This is a genomic window from Phenylobacterium sp. (assembly GCF_004799515.1).
In the GTDB taxonomy this organism is placed as follows: Bacteria; Pseudomonadota; Alphaproteobacteria; order Caulobacterales; family Caulobacteraceae; genus Phenylobacterium.
On the sequence record NZ_SSMX01000029.1, the window covers coordinates 45,440 to 69,725 of the forward strand.

Below are 24,286 nucleotides of genomic sequence, written 5' to 3' on the forward strand. Positions count from 1 at the left end.
ACAAACCCCCACCCGACCTCGGCTTCGCCTCGGCCACCCCCCTGAAGAGGAGGGATAAAGCCCCCCTACACCCGAAGCGGCATCAGAATGTACTGGACCCCCGCGTCCTGCGGATCGAGCACCAGGGCCGGGTCGTTCGGGCCGCCGAAGCGCAGTTCGGCCAGTTCGCCCGAGATCTGGTCGGTGATGTCGAGCAGGTAGCGGGCGTTGAAGCTGAGTTCGAAGGCGTCGCCGTCGTAGTCGAGTTCCAGCTCCTCCACCGCCTGGCCGGCCTCCATGTTGCGCACGGTGAGCACGCACTTGCCGCCCTCCACCGCCATGCGCACCGAGCGGGACTTCTCCGCCGAGATGGTGGCCACGCGGTCGACGGCCTGGGCGAACAGCTTGGAGTCCACGCGGACGATGCGGTTGTTGTCCTTGGGGATCACCCGCGGATAGTCGGGGAAGGTGCCGTCGATCACCTTCGACGTCAGGGCCGCGCCGCCGAAGTCGAGGCGCACCTTCTGCGGGCTGATCTGCAGCTCCACCTGTTCGCCGGCGTCCTCCAGGAGGCGGCGGGCCTCGGCGATGGTCTTGCGCGGCACGATTACCCCCGGCGAGCCCGCCGCGCCTTCCGGCGCCGGCATCTCCGCCAGCGCCAGGCGCGAGCCGTCGGTGGCGACGCAGCGCAGCTTGGCCTGGCCGTCCTCGACCACCGTGTGGACGTAGAGGCCGTTCAGGTAATAGCGGGTCTCCTCCGCCGAGATGGCGAAGCGGGTCTTGTCGATCAGCCGGATCAGGTCGTTCACGTCCACCGCGATGCCGCCCGACATGCCGTCGGAGGTCATCACCGGGAAGTCGCCGGCCGGCAGCACCGGCAGGTTGAAGCGGCTGCGCCCCGCCGAGACGGTCAGGCGCGGGTCCTCGCCGGTGAACGACAGCACCACGTCGGCGCCTTCCGGCAGCTTGCGGACGATCTCATAGAGGGTGTGCGCCGGCGCGGTGATCTGGCCGGGCTGGTCGACCTGGGCCAGGGCCTGGTCGATAATCTCCAGGTCCAGGTCGGTGGCCGAGAAGGTCAGCCGGTCGCGCTCGGCTGACAGCAGCACGTTCGACAGGATCGGGATGGTGTTGCGCCGCTCCACCGCGCTCTGCACGTGACCCAGCGCCTTCAGCAACGCCGCCCGTTCGATCGTCAGCTTCATGTCTTTGTCCGCACCGCACCGCGCAGGCGCGAGTCGCGGCCTGCGCCCCCCGACTTGGAAGGACTTGCGACATTAGCCATTTTGCAGGCCGGTGGAAGGGGCGGACGGGCCTCAGGCGCGCCGATCGACCGAGCCGCCCGGATCGGCGTCATCGCCGCCGCCATAAGGGTTCGCGCCGGCCCCGTTTGGCTTGGGCGCCTCGGCCACGTCAGAGGCGCCGGCGGCCTTGGCGGCGACCATCACCATGGCCGGGCGGACCAGGCGTCCGAGCAGCTCGTAGCCGGGCTGCATGACCTCCACGACCCCGCCGCCCACGACGTCGGTCCCCGGAACCTCGGCCATGGCCTGGTGCTGGTGCGGGTCGAACTTCTCGCCGCGGGCGGGGGCGATGCGCTTCAGCCCGTTGCGTTCGAAGGCGGCCAGCAGCTCCTTCTCGGTCAGCTCGACGCCGAGGACAAAGTTCTTCACCGCTGGGTCGCCGCCGTCGGCGGGCTCGTGCGCCAGGGCGCGGGCCAGGTTGTCGGCCACGCCCAAGAGGTCGCGGGCGAACTTCTGGATAGCGTAGGCGCGTGCGTCGTTCGATTCGCGCTCGGCGCGGCGCTTGGTGTTCTCGGCCTCGGCGGCGTAGCGCAGGATCTGTTCCTTCAGCGCCGCCACCTCGGCCTGCAGGGCGGCCGTCTCGGCTTCGTTCGCTTCGGCGAGGAAGGCGTCGGCGGCGTCTGGCGTGTTGTCTTCGGACATCTAGCTCTTGTCTCTCAATCTCTCAGGCGCCGTCTAGGCGTTCATCACCTGGCCCAGCACCCGGGCGGTATAGTCCACCAACGGGATGATCCGGGCATAGTTCAGCCGGGCCGGACCGATCACGCCGATCGCGCCCAGCACCCGGTGCGAGCCCGTCATATAGGGCGCGGCGATCACGGCGGAACCCGAAAGCGAGAACAGCTTGGTCTCCGCCCCGATGAAGATACGCACGCCCTGGCCCTCTCGCACCCCGTCCAGCAGCTGGATCAGCTGTTCCTTCTGCTCCAGATCCTCGAAGAGCGAACGAACCCGCTCCAGGTCGTCGGCGGCGCCCGGTTCGTCCAGCAGGTTGGCGCGGCCGCGCACGATGAGCGCGCGGTCCTCCGCCTCGCCGCCGCCCCAGGCGGCCAGGCCGTCCTCCACCAGCCGCGCGGCGGTGACGTCGAGCTCAGCGCGGGCCTGGTCCAGGTCGGAGCGCAGGTCGGTCATCGCCTCGGCCAGGGTGCGGCCGGTCAGCCGGGCGTTCAGGAAGTTCGACGCCTCGGTGAGCGCCGAGGGCGTCACCCCGGCCGGCAGACGGATCAGCCGGTTCTCCACCGTGCCATCGGCGAAGACCATGATCGCCAGCGTCCGGTCCGCGCCCAGGGACACGAACTCCACGTGCTTGACGCCCGCGTCGCGGATCGGGGTCACCACCACGCCCGCCCCACCGGCCAGGCCGGAGAGGATGGCCGAGGCCTCGTTCAGCGCATCCTCGTAGTTGCGGCCGTGGGCGCGCAGGCGGGCTTCGATGGACTGGCGCTCGGTCAGGCCCACGTCGCCCACCTCCAGCAGGCCGTCGACGAAAAGGCGCAGGCCCGCGTGCGTCGGCAGCCGCCCGGCGCTGACATGCGGCGCGCCGAGCAACCCCAGCTGCGTCAGGTCCTGCATGGTGTTGCGGATCGAGGCCGGCGACAGCGGCAGGCCGCCCTTGGAGAGCGTGCGCGACCCCACCGGCTCGCCGGTCTCAAGATAGCTCTCCACGATACGCCGGAAGATGTCGCGGGCGCGTTCGTCGAGTTCGGCCAGGGACGGGCCGGAGGCGAAGAGGGGGCTGTTCACGTCAGGCGTCGCGTCTTCCTGCGAGGCGTCCATGGACGGGACGTTACCGATCTAGGATAAGCCCCGCCTGCGCCCGCGCAAGCCGCGCCGGCGCGCAAGGAGTCTCCCCATGCGGCCTTCCGAACGCCTCGCCGACGTCCTGCGGCCTGTGACCCTGGAGACCGGCGTCAACCGCTACGCGGAAGGCTCCTGCCTGGTCTCCTTCGGCCATACGAAGGTGCTGGTGACCGCCAGCCTGGAAGAAGGCGTCCCGGGCTTCCTGCGCGGCAAGGGCCAGGGCTGGGTCACCGCCGAGTACGGAATGCTGCCCCGCGCCACCCACACCCGCGGCCGGCGCGAGGCCGCCCAGGGCAAGCAGTCGGGCCGCACCCAGGAGATCCAGCGGCTGATCGGCCGCTCAATGCGCGCCATCGTCGACCTGAAGGCGCTGGGCGAGCGGCAGATCTCCATCGACTGCGACGTGATCCAGGCCGACGGCGGCACGCGCACCGCCTCCGTCACCGGCGCCTGGGTCGCCCTGCGCCTGGCCACCCGTTATCTGATGGAGGAGGGCGTGATCTCCGCCGACCCGATCCTCGACCAGGTGGCGGCGATCAGCTGCGGCGTGTTCGCCGGGACCCCGGTGCTGGACCTCGACTACGAGGAGGACTCCAACGCCGAGGCCGACGCCAACTTCGTGCTGACCGGCCATGGCGACATCGTCGAGGTGCAGGCGACCGGCGAGAAGCGCGGCTTCTCGGAGGCCGAGTTCGAGGCCCTGTTCTCCCTAGCCCGCAAGGGGATCGGCGAACTGGTCGCCCTGCAGCGCGCCGCCACCGGCGGCTAAGGAACCCCCAAACGCAAACGGGCGGCTGGTCGCCCAGCCGCCCGTTTCGGGACGTCCTTCCAGGTGGAAAGGCGCGGTTTGCCTTAGAGCCCGGCGGTCAGGTGGCGCAGGGCCGACGGCGGCATCCGGTCCAGCTCGCGCGCCAGCGGCGTGAAGAGGGCGTTCAGGGCGCGTTCGATGAAAGCGAACATGGCGACACTCCTTTGTGCAGCGCAATATTGTTGCGGCGCATATAGGGACGGCATGTTGAGATTGCAAGGTTTCTCACGGCGGAGCTGATTTGTCGCACCGCACTGCGGGAGCGCGCCTTACCCGTCGTCGTCCGGCAGGTCGTCGGAGGGGCCGGGCTCGTAGAAGAGGATGTCGCCCGGCTGGCAGTCGAGCTCGCGGCACAGGGCCGCGAGTGTCGAGAAGCGCACGGCGCGCGCCTTGCCGGTCTTCAGGATCGACAGGTTGGCGATGGTCACGCCGACGCGGTCGGCGAGTTCGGTCAGCGACATGCGCCGTTCGAGGAGGACGCGGTCGAGCTGGACGCGGATGGGCATCGGGCGGGCGGCCTCAGATGGTCAGTTCGGCTTCGCGGCGCAGGCGTGCGCCTTCGCGGAACACCTCGGCCAGGACGAAGACCACCAGGACCGAGAACCAGGCGGTGAGGTTGAGGTTCGGCTCCACGCGCTTCACCCATGGCAGGAAGGGGCTCATCCCCCACACCGCATAGCGGCCCAGCTCGAGCGCCGCCAGCATCAGGCCGATCAGGCGCAGGCGATTGACGTTGCGCGGATGGAAGGGGTCGCCGGCGGTCAGCGTGGTGAAGATCTGCCGCAGCGAGTGGACGATGACCAGCACGCCGCCGATCGACAGCGCGAACACCAGCAGCATGCCGGCATAGAGCGGGCCGCGTGTCGCCACCAGGGCGGCGTTGCTGGTCAGGACATCGGGGAAGAGGTCGGGATTGAAGCTGAAAAGCAGGGCGGCCAGCAGGGCGAGCGCCATGGCGCCCAGCGCGATCCAGAGGGCGGCGAACACGACGTCGAGGATGATCTTGAGGAAACTGGAGACCGATCCCGGTCCTAGCGCGCGCATCCAGCGACCTCCCGTATCGACGCCAAAACCCGCCCCGGCGGCGACCTGACCGTCAGGTGCGGCGGGAGCGGGTCGGGCGAACCCCAAGGCGAGAAACCTAGTGGATCGAAGCGTTGACGGCGACAGCTAGCATCGGCAGGGCGCCGAGCAGGATGAAGAAGCTCAGCGAAGCCCGGTCGAAAGCCCGGATAGCGGCGGAGAACATAGTCGTATTCCTTCTGTCTCGTTTGCTGCGGCGCAGCGTGATGTGGGATGGTCAATGCCATCCCGATGCCGACATTCAATACGCCGGCATCGATTAGCGATCAAATTAACATCGAGTAACGATATTAAACTTTTGCAATGCAACATTGCGGGGCGGGTCTATGGTCCGGCGCCGGTGAAGGAGTGATGAATCCATGGCGCTGAAACTGGAGCCCGGGACGCGGCTGGTGGTCGCGACCCATAACCCCGGCAAGGCGCGCGAGCTGGCCGAGATCCTCGAGAACCGCTTCGTCCTGGTCACCGCCGGCGAGCTCGGCCTGGCCGAGCCGGACGAGACCGAGACCACCTTTGTCGGCAACGCCCTCCTGAAGGCTCGCGCGGCGGCGGAGGCCAGCGGGCTGCCGGCGCTGGCGGACGATTCCGGCCTGTCGGTGGCGGCCCTCGACGGCGCGCCGGGCATCTATTCCGCGCGCTGGGCCGGCCCCGGCAGGGACTTCACCAACGCCATGAAGAAGGTCGAGGAACGGCTGGAGGAGGCCGGCGCGGCCGGCGACCTCGCCGCCTGGTTCACCTGCGCCTTGGCGCTCGCCTGGCCGGGCGGGCCGGCGGTGGTGGTGGAGGGCCGAGTGGATGGCACGCTGGCCTTCCCGCCGCGCGGCGGCCGCGGCTTCGGCTACGACCCGATCTTCGTCCCGGAAGGCGGCGCGGCGACCTTCGGCGAGATGGCCCCGGCGGAGAAGGACGCCATGAGCCACCGGGCGCGAGCCTTCGCCAAGCTGAAGGCCGCGCTCTTGTGAGCAAGGGGCCGCTCCACGAAGCTCCACCACTGGGCGTCTACATCCACTGGCCCTACTGCGCGCGGATCTGCCCCTACTGCGACTTCAACGTGGTGCGCGACCGCGGCGGCGAGGAGCCGGCGGCGCTGGCCCGCGCCATCGCGGCCGACCTGGAGGCCCAGGCGGCGCTGACCGGCCCGCGCCAGCTCGCATCGATCTTCTTCGGCGGCGGCACGCCCTCGCTGATGGACCCGGCCTGGGCGGCCGACCTGATCGCGCTGGCCAAACGGCTCTGGACGCCCGCCGCCGACCTGGAGGTGAGCCTGGAGGCCAACCCGACGGACGCCGAGGCCGCCCGCTTCGCGGCCTTCGCCGACGCCGGCGTGGAGCGCCTGTCCCTGGGCCTGCAGTCCCTGGACGATACGGCCCTGAAACTGCTGGGCCGCAACCATGACGCCGCGGCCGCGGTCCGCGCCGCCCGGGCCGCGGCCCGCGCTTTCCCGCGCCTGTCGCTTGACTTGATCTACGCCCGGCCCGGCCAGACGCCGGCGGCCTGGGCCGAGGAGCTGTCCCGCGCCCTCGACCTCGGGCCGGAGCACCTCTCCCCCTACCAGCTGACCATCGAGGCGGGAACCGCCTTCGACCGCGCCGTGCGCCGCGGCCAGCTCGTCCCGCCGGACGAAGAGACCGGCGCGGCCTTGTTCGACGCGACCCAGGCGGTGCTGGAGGCGGCCGGGTTCGACGCCTACGAGGTCTCCAACCACGCCCGGGGCGAGGCCGCCCGCTCACGGCACAACTTGGTCTACTGGCGCGGCCACGACTACGCCGGCGCGGGGCCCGGCGCGCACGGCCGGCTGACCCTGGGCGGCGCACGGCAGGCGACCTACGCCACGCCGAAGCCGCGCGACTACATCGCCCGCGTCGCCGAGACCGGCCTGGGCGTCCAGAGCCGCGAAACGCTCACTCCGCGCGAGGCGGCGCAGGAGCGGTTGCTGAGCGGCCTGCGCATCGCCGAGGGCGTCCCTCGCGCTGAGCTGGCCGCTCTGGACATCCCGCCCGACCGGATTGACGACCTGATGCGCCTGGGCCTGCTGGCGGACGATCCGCGGCGCCTGCGCGCCACGCCGGCGGGGCGGCTGGTGCTGGACCGTCTGACGGCGGAGCTTGCCGTCTAACCGCTTGCCAAGGCTCGGCGGAGCGGCGAACCCTCCGCCCATGGCCCGACGCCTTCCCACGCCCGCCCTGGACGACACGCCGCTCGCGCCGGGCCTCTATGTGGTGGCGACGCCGATCGGCAACCTGCGCGACATCACGCTTCGCGCCCTGGACGTATTGGCCGCCTGCGACCTGGTGCTGGCCGAGGACACCCGGGTGGCGGGCAAGCTGCTGTCCGCCTTCGGCCTGTCCGCCAAGCTGGAGCGCTATGACGAGCACGGCGCGGAGCGGTCGCGGCCAAAGGCCCTGGCCGCGCTGGCTGAAGGCCGGCGCGTGGCCCTGGTCTCCGACGCCGGCACGCCGCTGGTCTCCGATCCCGGCTACCGGCTGGTGCGCGAGGCCGCCGAGGCCGGTTTTCCGGTCATCCCGATTCCTGGGGCCTCGGCCCTGCTGGCGGGCCTCTCGGCCGCCGGCCTGCCCAGCGACCGCTTCCTGTTCGCGGGCTTCCCGCCGCCGAAGAGCGCGGCGCGGCGGGTGTTCCTCGAGGAACTCGCGCCCTTGCGCGCCACCCTGGTGTTCTTTGAGGGCGGCTCACGGCTCGCCGCCAGCCTGGCCGACATGGCCGCCGTCCTGGGCCCCCGCGAGGCCGTGGTCTGCCGCGAACTGACCAAGCTCTACGAGACCCTCTACCGCGGACCGCTCCCAGACCTCGCGGCCGACCCGCGCCTGGACGCGCCCAAGGGCGAGATCGTCATCCTGGTGGGCCCCGGCCGCGAGGCCGAGGCCAGCGCCGCCGACGTGGATACCGCGCTCGCCGACGCGCTGGCCCGCCTGCGCCCGGCGGAGGCCGCCGCCGAGGTGGCGAAGGCGCTGGGGCTGCCGCGGCGCGAGGTCTATCAGCGGGCCATGGCGGTGAGGGCGTCCAAGTGAGCAGCGGCGTCCGCTCCGCCCGCGGGACCGCCGCGCGCCTGGCCGGCCGCCGCGCCGAGGCGTTCGCGGCTGCTCTCCTGATGCTCAAGGGCTACCGCATCCTGGGCTTCCGCCTGAAGACCCGCCAGGCGGAGATCGACGTCCTGGCCCTGCGCGGCAAGGTGCTGGCGGTGGTGGAGGTCAAGCGCCGCACCAGCCTCCTGGCCGCCCTGGAGACTGTCACCTGGGACCAGCGCGAGCGGCTGCGCCGCGCCGGCGCGGCCATCGCCGCCGGCCGGCCGCAGCTCGCGGACGCCTCCGTACGCCTCGATCTCATAGCCCTCGCGCCCGGCAAGCTTCCCCGGCATATTCCCGACGCTTGGAAGGGGGATCGGCTGGGAGCGTCATGAGCCGGGAGGAGGCTGAATCCGCATTGCTCGCGGCTGGCGCGGCTGCCGACGGCGACTTTCCCCTGCTGGAGGCCGCGATCGCCTGCGCCATCCATGAGGACCCCAGCCGCGACCCGCAGGCCGCCCACGACCTGGGCGCCGTCGGCGTGGAACGGCTGACCCAGCGGCTGAAGCAGGAGAGCCCGGAGGAGGCCCTGGCCGAGACCATGGCCGGGGACCTGCGCCTGGGCGGCGACCTCTTCACCTATGAGGACCCGGACAACGCCGACGTGATCGCCGTGGCCGAGCGGCGCAAGGGCCTGGCCGTGGCGCTGGGCGTCTTCTACCTGCACACCGCCCGGCGCTGCGCGCTGACCGTCGCCGGCGTCGACTTCCCGGGCCACTTCCTGCTGCGCATCGAGACCGAGGAGGGCCCGCTGGCGCTGGACCCGTTCTCCGAGGGCCGGGTGGTGCTGCCCTCAGAGCTCACCCGCCGCGCCCTGCACGCGGGCCTGACCCCCAACGTCGCCGACCGGCTGGACCGGCTGATGGCGCCGGTCAGCGACCGGGCGGTGCTGCTGCGCCTGCAGAACACCATCTACGCCCGCGCCAGCCAGGCCCGCGACTATCCCCGCGCCGAGCGCGCCGCCCTGCGCCGCGCCCTGCTCGACCCCAACGACCACCGCCCCTGGCTCGACGTCGCCGCCGCCCGCGAGGGCCAAGGCGCGCTGGCCGGATCGCTGGAAGCCCTGGCCCGGGCCACGGAGCTGGACGGCGGCGCGGCGCTCGCCGCCCGGGCGCAGCGGGAGCGGGTGCGGCTGCAGTTGAACTGATGGGCGGCGGCCGGCCGCCGCATCCCCGACGCCGTCATCCTCCGGTCGCCCTGAGAGGCGGTCCGGGGGACCCAAACAGCCTCTCCCTGTTCTGCAACTCAGCTTGGGTCCCCCGGATCGGCCCGCGGCTGCCCGGAGGATGACGACCATCGGGCGTCAATGCGAAGGTGGCGCTCGCCGCTCACCCGGCCTATCTCCCAACGCCTAGGTCGCCGGAGCTCCCCCATGTCCCTCAAGGTCGCGGTGCAGATGGATCCCATCGAGGGGATCAACATCAAGGGCGACACGACCTTCCTGATGATGGAGATGGCCCAGGAACGCGGCCACAGCCTGTTCGTATACACGCCGGACACGCTGGCTATGGAGGACGGCCGGGTGTTCGCCCGCGGGCGCGACGTCTCGGTGCGCCGGGTGGCGGGCGACCACGTCACGGCGGGCGAGATGCGCGGGACGGAGCTGACCGAGTTCGACGTCATCCTGCTGCGCCAGGACCCGCCCTTCGACATGCACTACATCGACACCACCTTCTTCCTGCAGGTGGTCCATCCCAGGGTGCTGGTGGTCAACGATCCGGTGGAGGTGCGCAACGCGCCGGAAAAGCTGTTCGTCACCCGCTTCCCGGGCCTGCAGCCGCCGACCCTGATCACCTCGGACCCGGTGGCCATCGCTGACTTCCGCGCGCGGCACGGCGACATCGTGCTGAAGCCTCTGAACGGCAAGGGCGGCTCCGGCGTCACCCGGCACCTGGCGGACGACCCCAACCTCGGGACCCTCCTGGAGCTGCACGCCGAGATCGCGCGCGAGCCGGTCATCGTGCAGAAGTTCCTGCCGGCGGTGACCAAGGGCGACAAGCGCATCCTGCTGGTGGACGGCGAGCCGGTGGGCGCCATCAACCGGGTGCCGCAGAGGGGCCAGATCCGCTCCAACATGGCGGTGGGCGGCACGCCGGAGCCGGTGGAGCTGACGGCCCGCGACCGCGAGATCTGCGCCGAGATCGGCCCGGAGCTGAAGTCGCGCGGCCTGCTGTTCGTCGGCATCGACGTGATCGGCGATTACCTGACTGAGATCAACGTCACCTCGCCTACCGGGGCGGTGGCGCTGAAGACCTTCAGCGGAATCGACGCCGCCGACATCCTCTGGCAGCGGATTGAAACCCTTCGCGCCACGGCCTAGGCTGTTTTGCAAGGAGGCGACGTCAAGTGACGGAATCGTCTCACTTTCCCCAAAAGTTCCATATTTGTTCTTGATCTGAGCGCGGCGCTATGGTCCGCTCTTGTGGATAACTGGCGCTTGACCACTAGCTGTGGGGTGCGCGCCAGGGGTCTCGGTTCGGCTTGGATTAGGGCGGGGACAGATGGCCGCGCGGGTGGTGACGGTGGCGTTCGAGGGCGTCGACGCGCGCCGCGTGGACGTGGAGGCCCAGCTCACCGGCGGCGAGTTCGCCTTCATCGTGGTCGGCCTGGGCGACAAGGCGGTGGGCGAGAGCCGCGAGCGGGTGCGGGCGGCCTTCATGGGTCTGGGCCTGGCCATGCCGGGCAAGCGGATCATCGTGAACCTGGCGCCGGCTGATCTGCCCAAGGTCGGCAGCCACTACGACCTGCCCATCGCGCTGGCGGTCATGGCCGCCATGGGGGTGATCGCGCCGGACTCGCTCAGCGGCTGGGCGGCGGTGGGCGAGCTGTCGCTGGACGGGCGCATCGTGCAGACGGCGGGCGCGCTGCCGGCATCCGTCGCGGCGGGCGGCATGGATCTCGGACTGATCTGCCCGGAGGCCTGCGGGCCGGAGGCGGCTTGGGCGGGCGAGACCCGGGTGCTGGCCGCGCCCTCGCTGATCGCACTGGTCAACCACTTCCGCGGGACCCAGATGCTCTCGCCGCCCCGGCCGGGGCCGATGCGCGAGGCCGAACGGGGCCCGGACCTGCGGGAGGTCAAGGGCCAGGAGAACGCCAAGCGGGCGCTGGAGATCGCCGCGGCCGGCGGCCACAACCTGGCCTTCATGGGGCCGCCGGGCTCCGGCAAGTCGATGATGGCCGCCCGCCTGCCGGGCCTGCTGCCGCCCCTGACCCCAGAGGAACTGCTGGAGACCTCCATGGTCCATTCTGTGGCCGGCCTGATCGCCAAGGGCGAGCTGACCCGCGCCCGGCCGTTCCGCGCGCCCCACCACTCGGCCAGCATGGCGGCGCTGACTGGCGGCGGCCTGAAGGCCAAGCCTGGCGAGGTCAGCCTGGCGCACAACGGGGTGCTGTTCCTGGACGAGCTGCCGGAGTTCTCCGCCCAGGCGTTGGACAGCCTGCGCCAGCCGCTGGAGACCGGCGAAGTGATCGTGGCCCGCGCCAACGCCCATGTGCGCTATCCGGCCCGGGTGCAGCTGGTGGCGGCGATGAACCCCTGAGGTTGCGTCGCATTTTGGTGACTACTTCCTTCCGTGAGGACGGAGGGGTGGGTGGTGGGAAGATGATGGAGATCGATCTCGATCTCCTCCTTACCGATGACGATCCGGCTGGTGGTTGCCTCCACCATCTGCCGCTTCTCGCTCTGTGAGAGCGACGGCCACCGCTCGGTGATGACCTGGGCTCCAAGGACCACCTCTTCCTGCGAGCTGGCTGAAATTCGCATCACGTCGAGTTCGGCCTGAAGGCGCGGTAGCTCATCCTCAAGCTGGCGGTGGCGCTCGGCGATGGGTCGGTGGTGGCGGGCGAAGTCGTCCTTGGCGATCTGGCCCGCGTGGTAGAGATCGAAGACGCGCGCCTCGTCGGCTTCGACCTTGCGGAGTTCGGCAGTCGCCCGGGCGACCAGCTTCTCACGCTCACCCACGGCCTCGCGGATGGCCCAGCCATGCGCCTCGATCTCATCGGGCGACACGAGGAAGCGGCGCAGCTCTGACAGGAACACGGCTTCAAGATCGGCGACCGGGATTTTGTTGCGGCAACCCTCGCAGACGTACTTGGGCGAGCCCGCCTTCACGTACATGCGCGTTCCGCACACGCAGCGAGCGATACCGGCAAAGAGGTGCGTCGCCTGCCGCGCGACGGGCTTCGCGCGGGCCTTCTGGCCGTCGAGGATCGCTTCGCAGCGCTCCCAGAGTTCAGGCGTCACGATGGGCTCGCACGGCACCGTGACCCACTCACTTTCGGGCTTCAGCTCCCAGGCCTTCGAGCGGTCCGCTGATGTAGTGTAGTTGCGGCGGTGGAGGCCTTTGGCGGTGGTGTCGGTCAGGAGCCGATACACCGAAGTCCCGGACCACAGCTCCCCTTTCCGGGTGCGGTAGCCTCGCTCGTTGAGGAGCCGCGCGACCGTGCGCTTGCGCTGGTGCTCGGCGAACAGCTCGAACATGAGGCGGCGCACCGGCGCCTCCTCGGTGTCGACGACGAGCTGTTTGTCTACCCACCGAAACCCAAAGGGAGCTGTGCCACCGATGGGCTTCCCGAGTTTCGCGCGGATCGGGACGCTTGCCGCAACCCGCGAGGCGATCTCCTCCCGCTCCCACTGCGCGAGCGCGGCGAGCATCGTGTAGAACATGCGGCCGGCGGGCGTGCTCGTGTCGATGGCTTCTTGGAGCGAGATCAGGTCCGCGCCCTGCTCCTTGAAGATCTCGGCGAAATCCAAGAGCTCGCGGGTGTTGCGGCCGAGCCGGGCGAGCTTCGAGAAGATGAGCCCGGTGATGCGGCCCGAGGCGACATCGGCGAGCATGCGCTTCGCCTCGTCTGTGGCGATGGTGGTCTTGCCGCTGATCCCGCTTAGATCGTACAGCTCGACGACATTCCAGCCCTTGAACTCGGCATAGGCCCGCGCCCGCTTTTCGTGGTGCTCGGGGCTTTCGCCCCGCGCCTGGTCTTCGGTTGAAACCCTGATCCAGACCCCAACGGACTTCACTGAACCGGCCGCTTCCTGGCGCATGGCTCTCTCCGCTCTCTAAGAACAAAGAGAATACATCAAGCGCGGGCCAAAGTGAATCTTCAGGGGGTTTGTGGTAGAGTAGGCGACGCCCCGCAGGTCGATACTGCGGGGCGTCAGACTCTCATATGTGTCTCGGAGTTAGGCCGCGTCCCTCAAATCATCGAGGAGCGCGGTCGCTCCGTTATGGAAGTGGGCGACTACCGCCGCCGCCGCTCCAAAGATCGCCATGCGGCGGTCCTCGCAGGCCCACAGCTTCCGCTTTGGCGGAAGCCGGAGCTTGAGGTCGGGATAGTGGCGCGCAACGGCTTCAGCGATCTCTTCGCGCGTTTGCGCACGGACGGCAGCGAATGCCACTTTCACGGCTGCACGCGGTATCTCTTCCACCCACATTCCGCGGTCGGCGGCTTCGTCCAACATCGCGCGCGCCAAACGCTTGGATCGTTCACTGCGCGGGTGCGCGCCTGATTCCACCGTCTCGATCACCAACTCGCCCGGCTGGTAGCGCGCCACGAGCTGAGCAAAGTGCCGCATCGACGACAGGTGCAGGTCACCGCGGATCGGTTTGTGAAGGCCGGAACCTACGAGCTTGAACGGCCCCTCGCAGACCACCCAGCCGAAGCCGCCACCGTTGGGATGCACACCGAGCGTGCGAAAGTAGTGCGGCGCGGCGGCCACCGTCGGTGCCCCCGTCATGCGGAGCGAGCGCTATCCTGGTGGAGCCCCTTCGCCATACGCTCGAACAGCTCTCGCTTGGCGCGGGACCGGGCGTCGTCCTTGCCTTCGAGGCGGTCGTAGAGCACCCAGGCGCGGCGCATCAAGCTGTCTTCCACGTGTTCGAACACCTCAGGGAAGAGCTCTCGCGGCGGGGTGCCGAAGACAATCTCAAATGCGAGAATCGTTTCCAACGTCGGCGACCTGTCGCCGGTCTCGATCAGAGAAACGGCGGAGCGAGAGCGCTGGTTGATCAGGAAGGCTAGCTCTTCCTCCGTCAGCGCGTGTCGCTGACGATGTGTCCGGATGTAATTGAACGTTGAGTGCTTCATACCAAAGTACATTTAACTGCTAATCCCTCCATTCTCAGCCAAGTCGACGGGCCGGACACGGCGTCTATTCGTCACTCTCCGTGACGAACACGAGCACTTGGGTATGAGTATGTGGACTTAGGCGGCGCGCCGAATCCCGTACCGCTCACACAGCGCTGCGATCTTCGCTCGTTCGGATGTGGGCACCACAAACACGCCGCCTGTCTTAAAGGTAGCAAGTCGAAGCCGTTGACGGACGAACGTCCCCACCCATTTGTTGGTGACAACTCTTCCGAGCTCGTCAGCCGCGCGGTCGTTGAACCGGGTGGTGATGTCTTGAATTGCAGCGTGGTGAGCCGTGGACGCCTCAAAGCTCTCCTCTATCGCCGCGAGCATGGCGGCTTCGAAGGAGTCGGCGCGCTCGTTCAAAACGCGCGCCTCATAGCCCGCCAGCTCGCGTCCGATGCGCTCACGGAGGCCGGAGTCCTCGACGAGCGAGAGCAGCGAGAGCGAGGTCTGCCGGTAGCGCGGCGACACACCGACGGCCGCCCGCGATGGATTAGGACCAACCGAAAATCGAGAGCGGAATCGCCAAGCCAGGAGCGCGTTGCGCAACGCCAGCGCCTCCGAGTGAAAGGCATCCGGCAGGTAGATGGGGACGTCAGGACGAAGGGGACGTCCCCCGGTCTCGCAGGTGAAAAAGCGGCTCTCGAGGGCCAGGTCCGAGAACTGCTCGCGCATCGAGACCACCTTCGGACCAAAGACGCGGAAGGCTTGGGGGTTTAGCTCCCGATGCCGGTTGGTCATGGTCCTGAGCACCGGCATGCCGCGCGTGGTGCCGTTGTTGAGGAGCTTGGTGAGCGGGGCTGTCGCTTCCGAAAATCGGAAGTCTGCCTCGTCGAGTAAGAGCGTGCCCTGGAAGGCGTCGAGGATATGAAAAATCGGCGAGACGGTGGAGGCGCCAGAGGCGAAGAACGGCTTGTAGCAGATGGACCCGATGGTCAGGAGCGCGCGGGTCTTCCCGGTCCCGAAGTCGCCTCTGAAGCGCAAGTACGGAAGGTCGCTGAAGGCATCGTAGACCCACGTCAAAAGCACGTAGTGGGCGGCGATGGCGGCGAAGGTGTCCGGCAGGTCCAAATACGCGTGAAGGAAGCCCTGGATCTTTTTGAGCAGGGCTCCCGTCGACATCGCCTCGCCCACCGCTGACGGGAGCAACACGCAGCCGTTGGCCAAGAGGGTGTTCGCTGCATCATATGGGACCAGCTGTTCTCCCGATCCGACAGCCACCTCCGCCTCAATCGACACAGACCCGTCCGGCGAACAGACCGCGAGCGCAGTGCGTCGTGCCTCCGGGTCGTAGATCAGCTCGACGATGGTCCGGTCTTCAAGCACGCGGGAGACGGTTGGATTCCGCGTATCTTTGGCAGGCATCCAACCAGTGTACGGCACGGCCGAGCTGCCAAAAGGCGCCGCTCTGTTGCGAACAAACCGGCGCCTACGACGTCGGCGCGCAGACCCCACAATGGTCCCATGTCGCGTTCCCCAGCCGCTGACCGCTTCCTTGACCGCGTTCTCCCGAACGCGAGCGATGAGGAGCGGGAGGCGGCGCGGGAGGATTTGAAGGGTTTTATCGAAGCGCTGCTGGTCGTCGCGAAACGGCTGGCGCGGGAACAGTCCACAGGCGTCGACTCGCTGAATCCGGACGGGCGCCGTAAGATTCCACCTATCCACTGACTATGGACGGCTACTTCGCATACATCCGCGTCTCAACGGTCAAACAGGGTGAACGCGGCACATCCCTAGATGAGCAGCGCAGCGCGATTGAGGCCTACGCCAGTCGGCATAGCCTTTCGATCGATGCCTGGTTTCAAGAGATGGAAACCGCTGCCAAACGGGGCCGGCGGCAGTTCGCGCGGATGCTGGCGCAACTCGCCAAGCGCAAGGCGCGGGGCGTCATCATCCACAAGATCGACCGCAGCGCGCGCAACCTCCGCGACTGGGCGCAACTCGGCGAACTAATGGACGTCGGCGTTGAGGTTCACTTCGCGCACGAGGCCCTCGATCTCACCTCCCGCGGCGGGCGACTTTCAGCAGACATCCAGGCGGTCGTTGCGGCGGACTACATCCGCAACCTCCGGCAAGAGGTGGTCAAAGGGTTCTATGGCCGTCTGAAGCAGGGCCTATTCCCGATGGCCGCGCCTCGCGGCTATCTCGATCAAGGGGGCGGAAAGCCCAAGGTGATTGATCCAGTCTCGGGGCCATTGGTGCGCCAGGCCTTTGAACTCTACGGCTCGGGCCACCACACATTCCACACGCTTCGTGAGGAGATGCACCGGCGAGGCCTTTGCAAGCCGTCCGGTGGCCCGATCTCCCTCAAGGGGATCACGGTGATGTTGCGCAATCCCTTCTACACGGGGCTAATCCGCATTGCGCGGACAGGCGAGACCTTCGAAGGCGTCCATGAGCCGCTCGTTGGCAAAGCGCTTTTTGACCGCGTTCAAGCGATCATAGACGGTCGGCTATCGCCGCGACCAAACCGGCATGACTTCACGTTCCGTAGGCTCATTCGCTGTGTCGCCTGCGGGTACTCACTGATTGGGGAATCACGGAAAGGCCACGTCTACTACCGCTGCCACACCCCCAGATGCCGGGGCACGATCCTTCGGGAACCTGACATCGAGGCGCAGGTTCGGGGGCTGCTCGTGCTCTTGACGTTCACCGAAGACGAACTGATCGAGATTGGCTCGTTCGCAAGAGCACTCGACGCCGATCTCCTTCGTGCGAACGACGAGCAGCGAGCTCACATCGAGCGAGACCTCGCCCTTTGTGGAGAGCGCCTGGCGCGGCTGACCGACGCCTTAATTGACGGGCTCGTTGACAAGGAGACGTTCGAATTCCGCAAGGCGGCCCTCTACGAGCAGCGCCTGGCACTGCGAGAGGCACTCGACGCACCACGGCCGGTGCCCTTCTCCGAACAGGTGCTCGCCCACCTCGGACGGGCCAATATGGCCTACCTAAGCTACGAGGCTGGATTTCCCGACGAAAAGCGGAAAATCGTCCAATCGCTCACCTCGGACTTCCTCGCGGACGGAAAAAGCCTTGAAATCACTATGCGAAACATCTTCCGCGAGGTGATCGAGTGGAGAAAATCGACGGCGGGTGCACCTGATCGGGACTCACCTCGGACTTCCGACGTCACGCCGCCTGCACGAGCCTTGGAAGAAGAGCTGGGACGGCTCGTCGATGCGGTTGCCGAGGCGATGAAAGCGGACCCGGAACACGGTGAGCGAAAGCACGCTGCCTGATGTCCCTAACGTCCAGAAGTCCCCTATCCGATGCCATCAAGCGCCGTCTTGGTCGCGCGCTCGATCCGCTTACAGCGCTTAGCGAGATGCGCCGGGCAGTCATGCCGCGCATGGTTGAGAACCTTTTTCAAATCCTCGCTAGCATCCGTCTCATTCAGATTGTTGACGACGAAAGCCTCAAGTGCGTCGCCGCTCTTGCCCCGCGGAAACTGGGCTAGCGAAGCGCTCCAATGATTTGACAGAGTGGACGCAACTTTGTCGGACACTTCCTCAGCGAGGCCACCACCGGCCATGCAGCCTGGATGGCGTCGAGCAATTTCTTGAACCTCGGTAACGCTTCCGGCCTGCGCTAACTCATGGCTCGCGCGAGAATCTTCGGACGGGGCGCATGTTTGTGCGCGCGCAGGGATGGGCACCACAAGTGCCATCGCCAGTAACAAGGGCCGGAAGGGCAACATCGTGCTCATTTTACCGTTAGTTTCTTTAATGGATCAACCTGAGAGAATTTACTTCGGAAGAAAACACATAGCGAAATCTTAATTCAGAACCCAACTTAGTGTCTTCCTATGCTTCAAACCGCGCTTGTTGGCCAGGATCTATCATTGGGCTTTGGTGGAATCTTTCTAACGTCGTGGAAAATTATATTTCGCAATTTCGTTTCGTTCGTCCGGCATCTCAAGTAACCGTACGATCTTTTCAATCAAGAACCCGTCCCTGAATATTAACCTAGCTTCGTAGCTCGACGCCGTGTCTCCTCCAGAAATTTTCAACTCAAACCCCGTCCCTGTCGCGACCAGAGAAGCGAATCTTACATCACCCAAATCCGCAAAGGCGGAATACGGAACGATGGCGGGACTTGCGCCGACCGTGACAGAGATGTGGTCCAAAAGCTGGCGCGGAACCTCGTTGTCGTCTCCTCCCCAATACTCCGTGCCCGACTTTCCAGGCGTTTGGACTGCCTTGTCTGATAGCCGCACAATAACCCGCTGGCCGTTCTTCATGGTGACAGCAAGTTCAGTGATAGCGTCGGCCCTGACGGCGGTCGCCGGGCGTAGTGTGGCGGCTTCGATTGAGCCCCCGGCTCCCATTGCGAGTGCAGCAAACGCTGCCGCTATAAACCGTCTGGTTCTACGCATCATGGCCTCACCAAAAGACAAGTGTCGCCGCTGTCGCTAATACGGCCCCGAATTCGTTTGTCGGCAATGATGCAGCCCTCGGAAGCTGTGTGATTGGCCCTCAGGTTGTCCCCGTGAATCCGGAACAAGTTCCGACCGAGAGCATTCGTCCCCGGTGCGGGGGTGAGGTTCATAGTTCCCGGTCCAGTCCTCGGACTATAGTGCGGCGGGCCAATTATCCACCTTCCAACCGGTATTGGACCAGCAGGCAGACCATCCTCGGTTCCGATAAGAGACTGCATTGCGGGATTGTTCAAACCGACGCCGCGACCAGAATAACCGTTTCCGCTGAAGTCAATATTTCCGTTGTCCGCCTGATGCTCAATTCGGCCAGTGCTTATGAAGTAAATCCAGCACAACCCCGACGGGTCGATCCAAATTACCGGATTGCTCTGAACATAAGCGTAAGTGTTCACATCGATTTGGATACCGAGCGGATCACTTTGAAAGTACCGACCAACCGTAGAATCATAGTCTCGCGCCCAATTTTGTGCAATTTGCGTTTCAACATCAGCGTATTGACCAGGAAAGCGCAGCGGGTTCGTCGAGAGAGGAATTCCCGCCCAGTTGAAACTCCCCCAAATTCCGACGCCCCAATTCGTCGGCGAAGTGGTGGGCGTCGTCGCCGCGGTCTGATTGCCAAAGGGGTCGAACACGCCGTCCCACACGAGGGCCCCGGACCCGTCAGTGATCTTCTGAGGTGACCCAACTTGGTCGGTGTGGATGTAGAAGATGACGGGCGCGGAGCCGGTGTCGTCGACAAGCGAGAGCGGCAGATCGTCGATCCAAATATATTCCCGCATGGGCGCGCCTGTGGAAGCGTCGGCCTCCTCAATGAGATGCCCGGCGCTGTCGTAAACGAACTGGATTGTCGACCCACTCGCGGTCTTTCCGACCCTCTGTTCGAGCGCGTTGTAGACATAGCTTCCGACCGTCGAGCCGTTGAGGGACGCGCTGGCGTTTCTGCCGTTGTTGTTGGCGACGAAGGTGTAGCTGTGGGAGGAGTCGCGGACGTCGCCGGAGACCTGGCCGCTGGCGAGGTACGAGAACGACCGGACGTTCGAACCGGTGGTGATGGTGGCAATCTGATTTGAGGTCGAGGGATAGGCGTAGGTGTCCGTCGTGGCGCCCACCACCCGGGTCAGGCGATTTCCGACGCCGTCGTAGGTGTAGCTCTGCGCGCCGTAGACGCCGCTCGCGGTCGCGAGGCGGTTGAGGTCGTCATAGGTGAGAGCCTGGGTTCGTCCCGATGCGATGGCGTCGGTGATGGCCGTGATGTTGCCCGCGGGATCGAAGCCGTTGGTCAGGTTCTGGACCGCGACGGTGCCGAGGCCGGTGGTGATGCCGGTGAGCTGGTAGTCCTGGTCATAGGCCAGGCTCGCCACCAAGGCATTCCCAAAAGTCAGGCTGGCTAGCGGCCCGAACGGATCATAGGTGATGCTCGACGCCACGGGCACCGGCGGCGCCCCGGAGCTTTGATAGGTGGAAGCTGCGGATACTCGACCAACCGCGTCACGGGTGTAGGTGACGATGCGGCCAGACGGGTAGGTCTCGCTCAGGATGTTGCCGGCGGGGTCGTAGCTATAGGTGACATCGTAGCCATTTGACCCGACCACGCGATGGTCGAGCGTGACCTGGCCGAGCGCGTTGTAGGTGAACGCGGTCGAGCCGCTTTGATCCGCAATGCCCGTGAGGCGGCCAACGCCCAGGTTGCCGCCGCTCGTTGCGTCATAGGTGTAGGTGATGTTTTCAGCCGACGCGGCCGGGAACGTCTTGGTCAGAACGCGGCTGGCGGTGTCGAAGGTAAAGTCGGTCTCGATGCTCCGCGCATCGATCGTTTTGATGACGTTGCCGTTGGCGTCGTACCAGAAGTCGGTGACGCCGGTGTCGGGACTGGTCTGGCGGATGACGTCGCCGAAGCCGTCTCGGACGTAGCTCGTGGCGTTCGACCGGGCGTCGGTCACGGACGTCGGGTCGTCGTTGCCGTTGTAGGCGACAACCGTTTGGAAGCTGTCCGGGTCAGTCTGCTGATAGAGCCGGTTCAGCGCGTCAAACGCGTGGCCATACACCTTGCTGCGGGGATCCGTTGTCGAGGTCTCGTTGCTATTGGGATCATACGCGTGGGTCGTGGTCTGGGACGCCGCGCCTATTTCGGTGAGGAGGCGGCCGAGCTCATCGAAGGTCGCCGTCTGCTGTTTGGTGATCGAAACGGACGCGGATTTGACAACCGTCGCTGTTCGCCCGCCCAGCGCATCCAGCGTATAGGTTATGGTCTCACCGAAGTTGTTCGCGACCGACGTTAGACGGTGGGCGTTGTCGTACGCGTAGGTCAGCGTGGACCCGTCGGGCGCCTGGATTCCGATTATGTTGCCGGCGGCGTCATAGGTGAAGGTGGTAGTGGCCTGGCCGGCGCCAGGATTGACCGTGAAGCCAAGGATCCGGCCCCGAGGATCGTAGGAATAGTTGGTCGTGACGCTATTGGGATCAACCGAGCTGAGGGGCTCGCCGCGGCCGTTGTTGGACGTGATCGTGGTGACGTGGCCCACCTGATCGGTCACCGAGGCGACAAACCCGTGGGCGTCGTAGGTATAGGTGGTCGTGTCGCCCGATCCCGACAGCGGCCCGTCCACCGTGTAGAGCAAGTTGGCCGCGTTGTAGGCGTAGGTCCAGATCCGGGTCTGGCCATTTGTCGGATACGGGACGGTCTGCGTGGTGGTGTCGGTGAGCTTGAGCTGCGTCAACCGACCGCTGGCGTCGTAGGTAAAGTCGGTGGTGAGGTTCGGCTCGACAATCTCGTCCGGCTCCCGCCAGGTCGCGTCCCAGGTGGTCGTGATGGTCCGGGCGACCGAGGTGCCGACGCCCTCCGTCCGGCTCGTCTCCTGCCCAATGCTGTTATGGACATAGGTGGTGATGTTGCCGTTCCAGTCCGTCAGCTGCGAAACGAACCCGTTGGTGTCGTAAGCGAAGCTTTGGGTGGCGGCGGCCGTGTGCGCCGTCGCTGACCCCGCCATGGCGCTCAGCTGAAGCGTGCCGGCGAACCCGCCCGTGCTGTAGAGGACAGGCTTTCCGAGCGCGTTGGTGACGGTGCGAGTGTTGGTGGTGTCGTTATAGGCGATGGTCGTCTGATTGGCGCCGCCCGCGAGGGTGTTGGACGTCGCCCTGCCCTGCGCGTCATAGGCCCAGGTCGCGTACCGGTTGCCGTTTTCGTCGACCACCCCGGTCAAGGCGAAGCGATTGATGCTCCGGGTGTCTTCGTAGAGATAGGTGAGCGTCGGGGTTCCCGAGTTCGCCGGGTAAACCACACTCTGAAGAACCCAAAGGCTCGAGGATCCCGGCGGCGCCGGGTAGGGTGATTGATCCGTGTAGAAATACTGCGTCACGTTACCATCGGGATCGGTCACGGAACTTGCAAGACCGTTCGTGTAGGCAAACATGATCTGCCTGCCAAGCGAGTCCGCAACGGCGGTATTCTGGTTGGATCCGTTGTAGGTGAGCGTCTGCGTATAGCCGCCGCGATAACTGATCGTCAGCAGCTGTCCACTGTTGCTATATTTATCGATGGTGTCGTTTGAATCCGCCAGATACCAGTAGGTGCCGTCGGTCGTCAGTCGATAGTCGACATCAAGTCGGGGTGTCAGCCACGAGTTCGTCGGAACATCGTAGTAGCCGAGAACCCAGGCGCCACCCGACGACACGAAGTGAAGGGGCATTCCATCCGGCGTGGTCGCGTCGACCCCGGATCCAATCGATAAACTTCGATCGTACTCGCTGCGCCAGCCGTATCCGAACCGAGAGGAGGGCGTGAGCACGTTGGAGGCGACGTAGCTGGTGTCGCTGCTATAGAAACGGCTCGCAGACAGTGTGGGGCTCGACGTCGCGAAATCGTCCACGCGCTCGAAGACGTTTCCGGTCATCGCATCAACGGGGTCTCCGACCCGACAGTGGCAGTTGCGTTGCCGTCCGGGGTATCCCGATATCGTCGTCAGACAGCCATTTATGGTGGGCACCGTCCCTGACGCACATCTGAGGATGGCCTCGCCGCAAAGTTCCGCCGTGCCTATATAGCTGTGGCACGCGCTCGCGACGGTGGTGCTATTCAGCGTGATCCCACGATCGGGGGTCGGATAGCCATAGATCGCGTTCAAGGCATAGGTCGCCGCACCGGCGTAGTCGCCGCCAAAATCCGGGACAGTGCCATCTACGCCGGGCTGCCAGCCCGCAACGGCCGGTCGGCCGAAGAGCAAGACACTAAAGATCGCCATGTGCGCCAGCCAGGAGGCGCACAGCGGCCTGAGAGAAATACATGGCGCCTCGCGGCCGGCCGAAGGGGCTCGCCAAGCTGGGCGCACCAGGGAGGAGACGGTCGTCATTGCGCTACGGCGTCGTCTGCGACCAAGAAAGGTCGTCGACGATCAGATGATGCGAACTGTTGTCATCAACGATGACCCCAACCGTTGAAAGGGTCGATCCGAGAAAATGCGTCGCGGAAATGGTCGAGGCGGTTTCCCAGTTCTCGCCGTCGAAGGAGACTGAAAAAATGAAATTTCCACCGGTTAGCTGAAGTCTAAGCCACACAGGTCCATTTGGATTGAAGACACCGTACAACTCTGTTGTCGTGTTGAGTAAGTTTATACTGTTGAATGTGAACTCGGTGAAAGTCCCCGGACCACCTGAATGTTGCACCCCGAAGGCATCATACTTTCCGGTGCTGTCCTTTGCGGCGAGGCCAACCCACCAGTTCCCGTCCAGCGATGACGCCAGAAAGACCGTCGTCGTCACCGTAAAGGCGGTTTGAGACAGGACCGGCTGCTCCATACTCGAGTTGGAGTTGGAACCCGCTCCCGTCACATTCATCGTCATGCCGCGGCCGCTCGGCATATCCCCGAGCGTTGCGGTGGTGCTGGTCGCGTGGACGAGCGTAAACGCGCTCGCGCTGGGGCGCGTCAGGGCCGCATAGAACGGAATCGGTAGCCCACCACTCCCCCAGGACGGATTGGATCCTGGACCGCCCGAGACCAAGGCCTGCCCCAGCGTACCCGGCGCCAACGCGACCCAGCCGGTCGCGTTTCGAAAGAGAACCGACCCTTGGGTTGACCCGATGGAGCTATCCAAGACACTCGAAAGCGAGGTCCCGGAGATCGCATTGCCGGTTGCGCTGTAAGCGCCCACCTGACCGGCCGTTCCGCTATTCACAGAGCCATTGTTGCCGATGCAGACCTGGATCGCATTGAGGTCGCCGATGACTTGGCCGGCATCCGCGGTCTGTCCGTTCGTGAACGTGTAAGGAAGCGGCGGGCAGGCTGCTTTGGCCTGGCTCCCCACACCGAGCGGAAGCGAAACTGCGACGGCCATAAGCGCAAACCAAAGCCCACTCGCGAGTCGTGCCTGAGCCTTTGAAGTCTTGAACGACCGAAGGGACGCGAGCTTCGGCTTATAGGGGCGACGACGCGCGCTTAGGACCGCGGACGAGGCCGCTAGGAGTGCCAGGGTCAGCTCCGTGACGTTTTTGCGGTTTTGCTCAGTGAAAGACAACCGACGCGCGATTCGCCCATGTCGTCCTGAGATGGTGCGTCTACGGACATGCATCGCCGAGGCAGAGACTTCAGCTGGTAAATGACCGATAAACCACATCTTTCCCCTCCGAATTATGAAGGAGCAAATGCCAAAATCGATGCAACGTCCAGTT

General features: G+C 66.1%; 22 protein-coding genes and 1 pseudogene. 10 read left to right on the plus strand and 13 right to left on the minus strand.

The window, feature by feature from the left end:
• Positions 1–65 precede the first annotated feature (65 nt).
• From dnaN to hrcA, 3 genes are all read right to left on the minus strand, one after another.
• The gene (dnaN, locus tag E8A49_RS13060) at positions 66–1,184 is read right to left on the minus strand and encodes a DNA polymerase III subunit beta (protein WP_293381741.1); all 1,119 of its coding nucleotides are present in this window, start codon (positions 1,182–1,184) and stop codon (positions 66–68) included.
• A gap of 111 nt (positions 1,185–1,295) precedes the next feature.
• Positions 1,296–1,925 (minus strand): nucleotide exchange factor GrpE, encoded by a 630-nt coding sequence (gene grpE / locus E8A49_RS13065; RefSeq protein WP_293381744.1) that lies wholly within the window; start codon positions 1,923–1,925, stop codon positions 1,296–1,298.
• 33 nt (positions 1,926–1,958) lie between these two features.
• Entirely contained in the window at positions 1,959–3,059 is a 1,101-nt protein-coding gene (gene hrcA, locus E8A49_RS13070; protein WP_293381747.1) for a heat-inducible transcriptional repressor HrcA, read from the minus strand.
• Positions 3,060–3,135: 76 nt separating this feature from the next.
• On the opposite strand from hrcA, the gene rph reads away from it, so the two are divergent.
• Complete coding sequence (rph, locus tag E8A49_RS13075; RefSeq protein WP_293381750.1) at positions 3,136–3,852, plus strand: ribonuclease PH; 717 nt, start codon at positions 3,136–3,138, stop codon at positions 3,850–3,852.
• A 308-nt stretch (positions 3,853–4,160) separates the two neighbouring features.
• Here the strand turns inward: rph and E8A49_RS13080 are convergent, their stop codons facing one another.
• Together E8A49_RS13080 and E8A49_RS13085 are read right to left on the minus strand one after the other, a co-directional pair.
• A complete protein-coding gene (locus tag E8A49_RS13080) occupies positions 4,161–4,397 on the minus strand; it encodes a helix-turn-helix transcriptional regulator (protein WP_293381752.1) in 237 nt (78 codons plus the stop codon).
• Between the two features lie 13 nt (positions 4,398–4,410).
• Positions 4,411–4,935, minus strand: coding sequence for a DUF2975 domain-containing protein (locus E8A49_RS13085; RefSeq protein ID WP_293381755.1), 525 nt, complete (start codon positions 4,933–4,935; stop codon positions 4,411–4,413).
• A 398-nt stretch (positions 4,936–5,333) separates the two neighbouring features.
• Between E8A49_RS13085 and rdgB the strand changes: the two genes are divergently transcribed.
• From rdgB to E8A49_RS13120, 7 genes and pseudogenes are all read left to right on the plus strand, one after another.
• Complete coding sequence (gene rdgB, locus E8A49_RS13090) at positions 5,334–5,936, plus strand: RdgB/HAM1 family non-canonical purine NTP pyrophosphatase (RefSeq protein WP_293381758.1); 603 nt, start codon at positions 5,334–5,336, stop codon at positions 5,934–5,936.
• Complete coding sequence (hemW, locus tag E8A49_RS13095) at positions 5,933–7,090, plus strand: radical SAM family heme chaperone HemW (protein WP_293381761.1); 1,158 nt, start codon at positions 5,933–5,935, stop codon at positions 7,088–7,090. The genes rdgB and hemW overlap by 4 nt, the downstream gene beginning before the upstream one ends.
• Positions 7,091–7,130: 40 nt before the next feature.
• A complete protein-coding gene (gene rsmI / locus E8A49_RS13100) occupies positions 7,131–8,000 on the plus strand; it encodes a 16S rRNA (cytidine(1402)-2'-O)-methyltransferase (RefSeq protein WP_293381764.1) in 870 nt (289 codons plus the stop codon).
• Complete coding sequence (locus tag E8A49_RS13105; protein WP_293381767.1) at positions 7,997–8,389, plus strand: YraN family protein; 393 nt, start codon at positions 7,997–7,999, stop codon at positions 8,387–8,389. The genes rsmI and E8A49_RS13105 overlap by 4 nt, the downstream gene beginning before the upstream one ends.
• Entirely contained in the window at positions 8,386–9,201 is an 816-nt protein-coding gene (locus tag E8A49_RS13110; protein ID WP_293381770.1) for a transglutaminase family protein, read from the plus strand. Before E8A49_RS13105 ends, E8A49_RS13110 begins: the two co-directional genes overlap by 4 nt.
• Before the next feature lie 225 nt (positions 9,202–9,426).
• Positions 9,427–10,374: a glutathione synthase gene (gshB, locus tag E8A49_RS13115; RefSeq protein ID WP_293381773.1), complete on the plus strand. Its 948-nt coding sequence runs from the start codon at positions 9,427–9,429 to the stop codon at positions 10,372–10,374.
• Positions 10,375–10,555: 181 nt separating this feature from the next.
• Positions 10,556–11,590: pseudogene (locus E8A49_RS13120) on the plus strand (YifB family Mg chelatase-like AAA ATPase); the annotation flags it as partial.
• Here E8A49_RS13120 and E8A49_RS13125 read toward each other — a convergent pair.
• The 4 genes from E8A49_RS13125 to E8A49_RS13140 form a co-directional block, all read right to left on the minus strand.
• A complete protein-coding gene (locus tag E8A49_RS13125; protein WP_293381776.1) occupies positions 11,551–13,098 on the minus strand; it encodes a recombinase family protein in 1,548 nt (515 codons plus the stop codon). The pseudogene E8A49_RS13120 and the gene E8A49_RS13125 sit on opposite strands and share 40 nt — an antisense overlap.
• A 138-nt stretch (positions 13,099–13,236) precedes the next feature.
• Entirely contained in the window at positions 13,237–13,773 is a 537-nt protein-coding gene (locus tag E8A49_RS13130; protein WP_293381779.1) for a hypothetical protein, read from the minus strand.
• A 14-nt stretch (positions 13,774–13,787) separates the two neighbouring features.
• Complete coding sequence (locus E8A49_RS13135; RefSeq protein WP_293381782.1) at positions 13,788–14,153, minus strand: helix-turn-helix transcriptional regulator; 366 nt, start codon at positions 14,151–14,153, stop codon at positions 13,788–13,790.
• Positions 14,154–14,258: 105 nt separating this feature from the next.
• Positions 14,259–15,512: a hypothetical protein gene (locus E8A49_RS13140; RefSeq protein ID WP_293381785.1), complete on the minus strand. Its 1,254-nt coding sequence runs from the start codon at positions 15,510–15,512 to the stop codon at positions 14,259–14,261.
• A gap of 138 nt (positions 15,513–15,650) precedes the next feature.
• On the opposite strand from E8A49_RS13140, the gene E8A49_RS13145 reads away from it, so the two are divergent.
• Together E8A49_RS13145 and E8A49_RS13150 are read left to right on the plus strand one after the other, a co-directional pair.
• Positions 15,651–15,854 carry a hypothetical protein gene (locus E8A49_RS13145; RefSeq protein WP_293381788.1) on the plus strand — a complete coding sequence of 68 codons (204 nt, stop codon included), beginning with the start codon at positions 15,651–15,653 and terminating at the stop codon, positions 15,852–15,854.
• 2 nt (positions 15,855–15,856) lie between these two features.
• Positions 15,857–17,425 (plus strand): recombinase family protein, encoded by a 1,569-nt coding sequence (locus E8A49_RS13150; RefSeq protein WP_293381791.1) that lies wholly within the window; start codon positions 15,857–15,859, stop codon positions 17,423–17,425.
• Between the two features lie 23 nt (positions 17,426–17,448).
• Here the strand turns inward: E8A49_RS13150 and E8A49_RS13155 are convergent, their stop codons facing one another.
• From E8A49_RS13155 to E8A49_RS13170, 4 genes are all read right to left on the minus strand, one after another.
• The gene (locus tag E8A49_RS13155; protein ID WP_293381794.1) at positions 17,449–17,892 is read right to left on the minus strand and encodes a hypothetical protein; all 444 of its coding nucleotides are present in this window, start codon (positions 17,890–17,892) and stop codon (positions 17,449–17,451) included.
• Positions 17,893–18,048: 156 nt separating this feature from the next.
• The gene (locus E8A49_RS13160; protein ID WP_293381797.1) at positions 18,049–18,426 is read right to left on the minus strand and encodes a hypothetical protein; all 378 of its coding nucleotides are present in this window, start codon (positions 18,424–18,426) and stop codon (positions 18,049–18,051) included.
• Between the two features lie 134 nt (positions 18,427–18,560).
• A complete protein-coding gene (locus E8A49_RS13165) occupies positions 18,561–22,862 on the minus strand; it encodes an RHS repeat-associated core domain-containing protein (RefSeq protein WP_293381800.1) in 4,302 nt (1,433 codons plus the stop codon).
• A gap of 112 nt (positions 22,863–22,974) precedes the next feature.
• The gene (locus E8A49_RS13170) at positions 22,975–23,952 is read right to left on the minus strand and encodes a hypothetical protein (RefSeq protein WP_293381803.1); all 978 of its coding nucleotides are present in this window, start codon (positions 23,950–23,952) and stop codon (positions 22,975–22,977) included.
• Between the last annotated feature and the right edge of the window lie 334 nt (positions 23,953–24,286).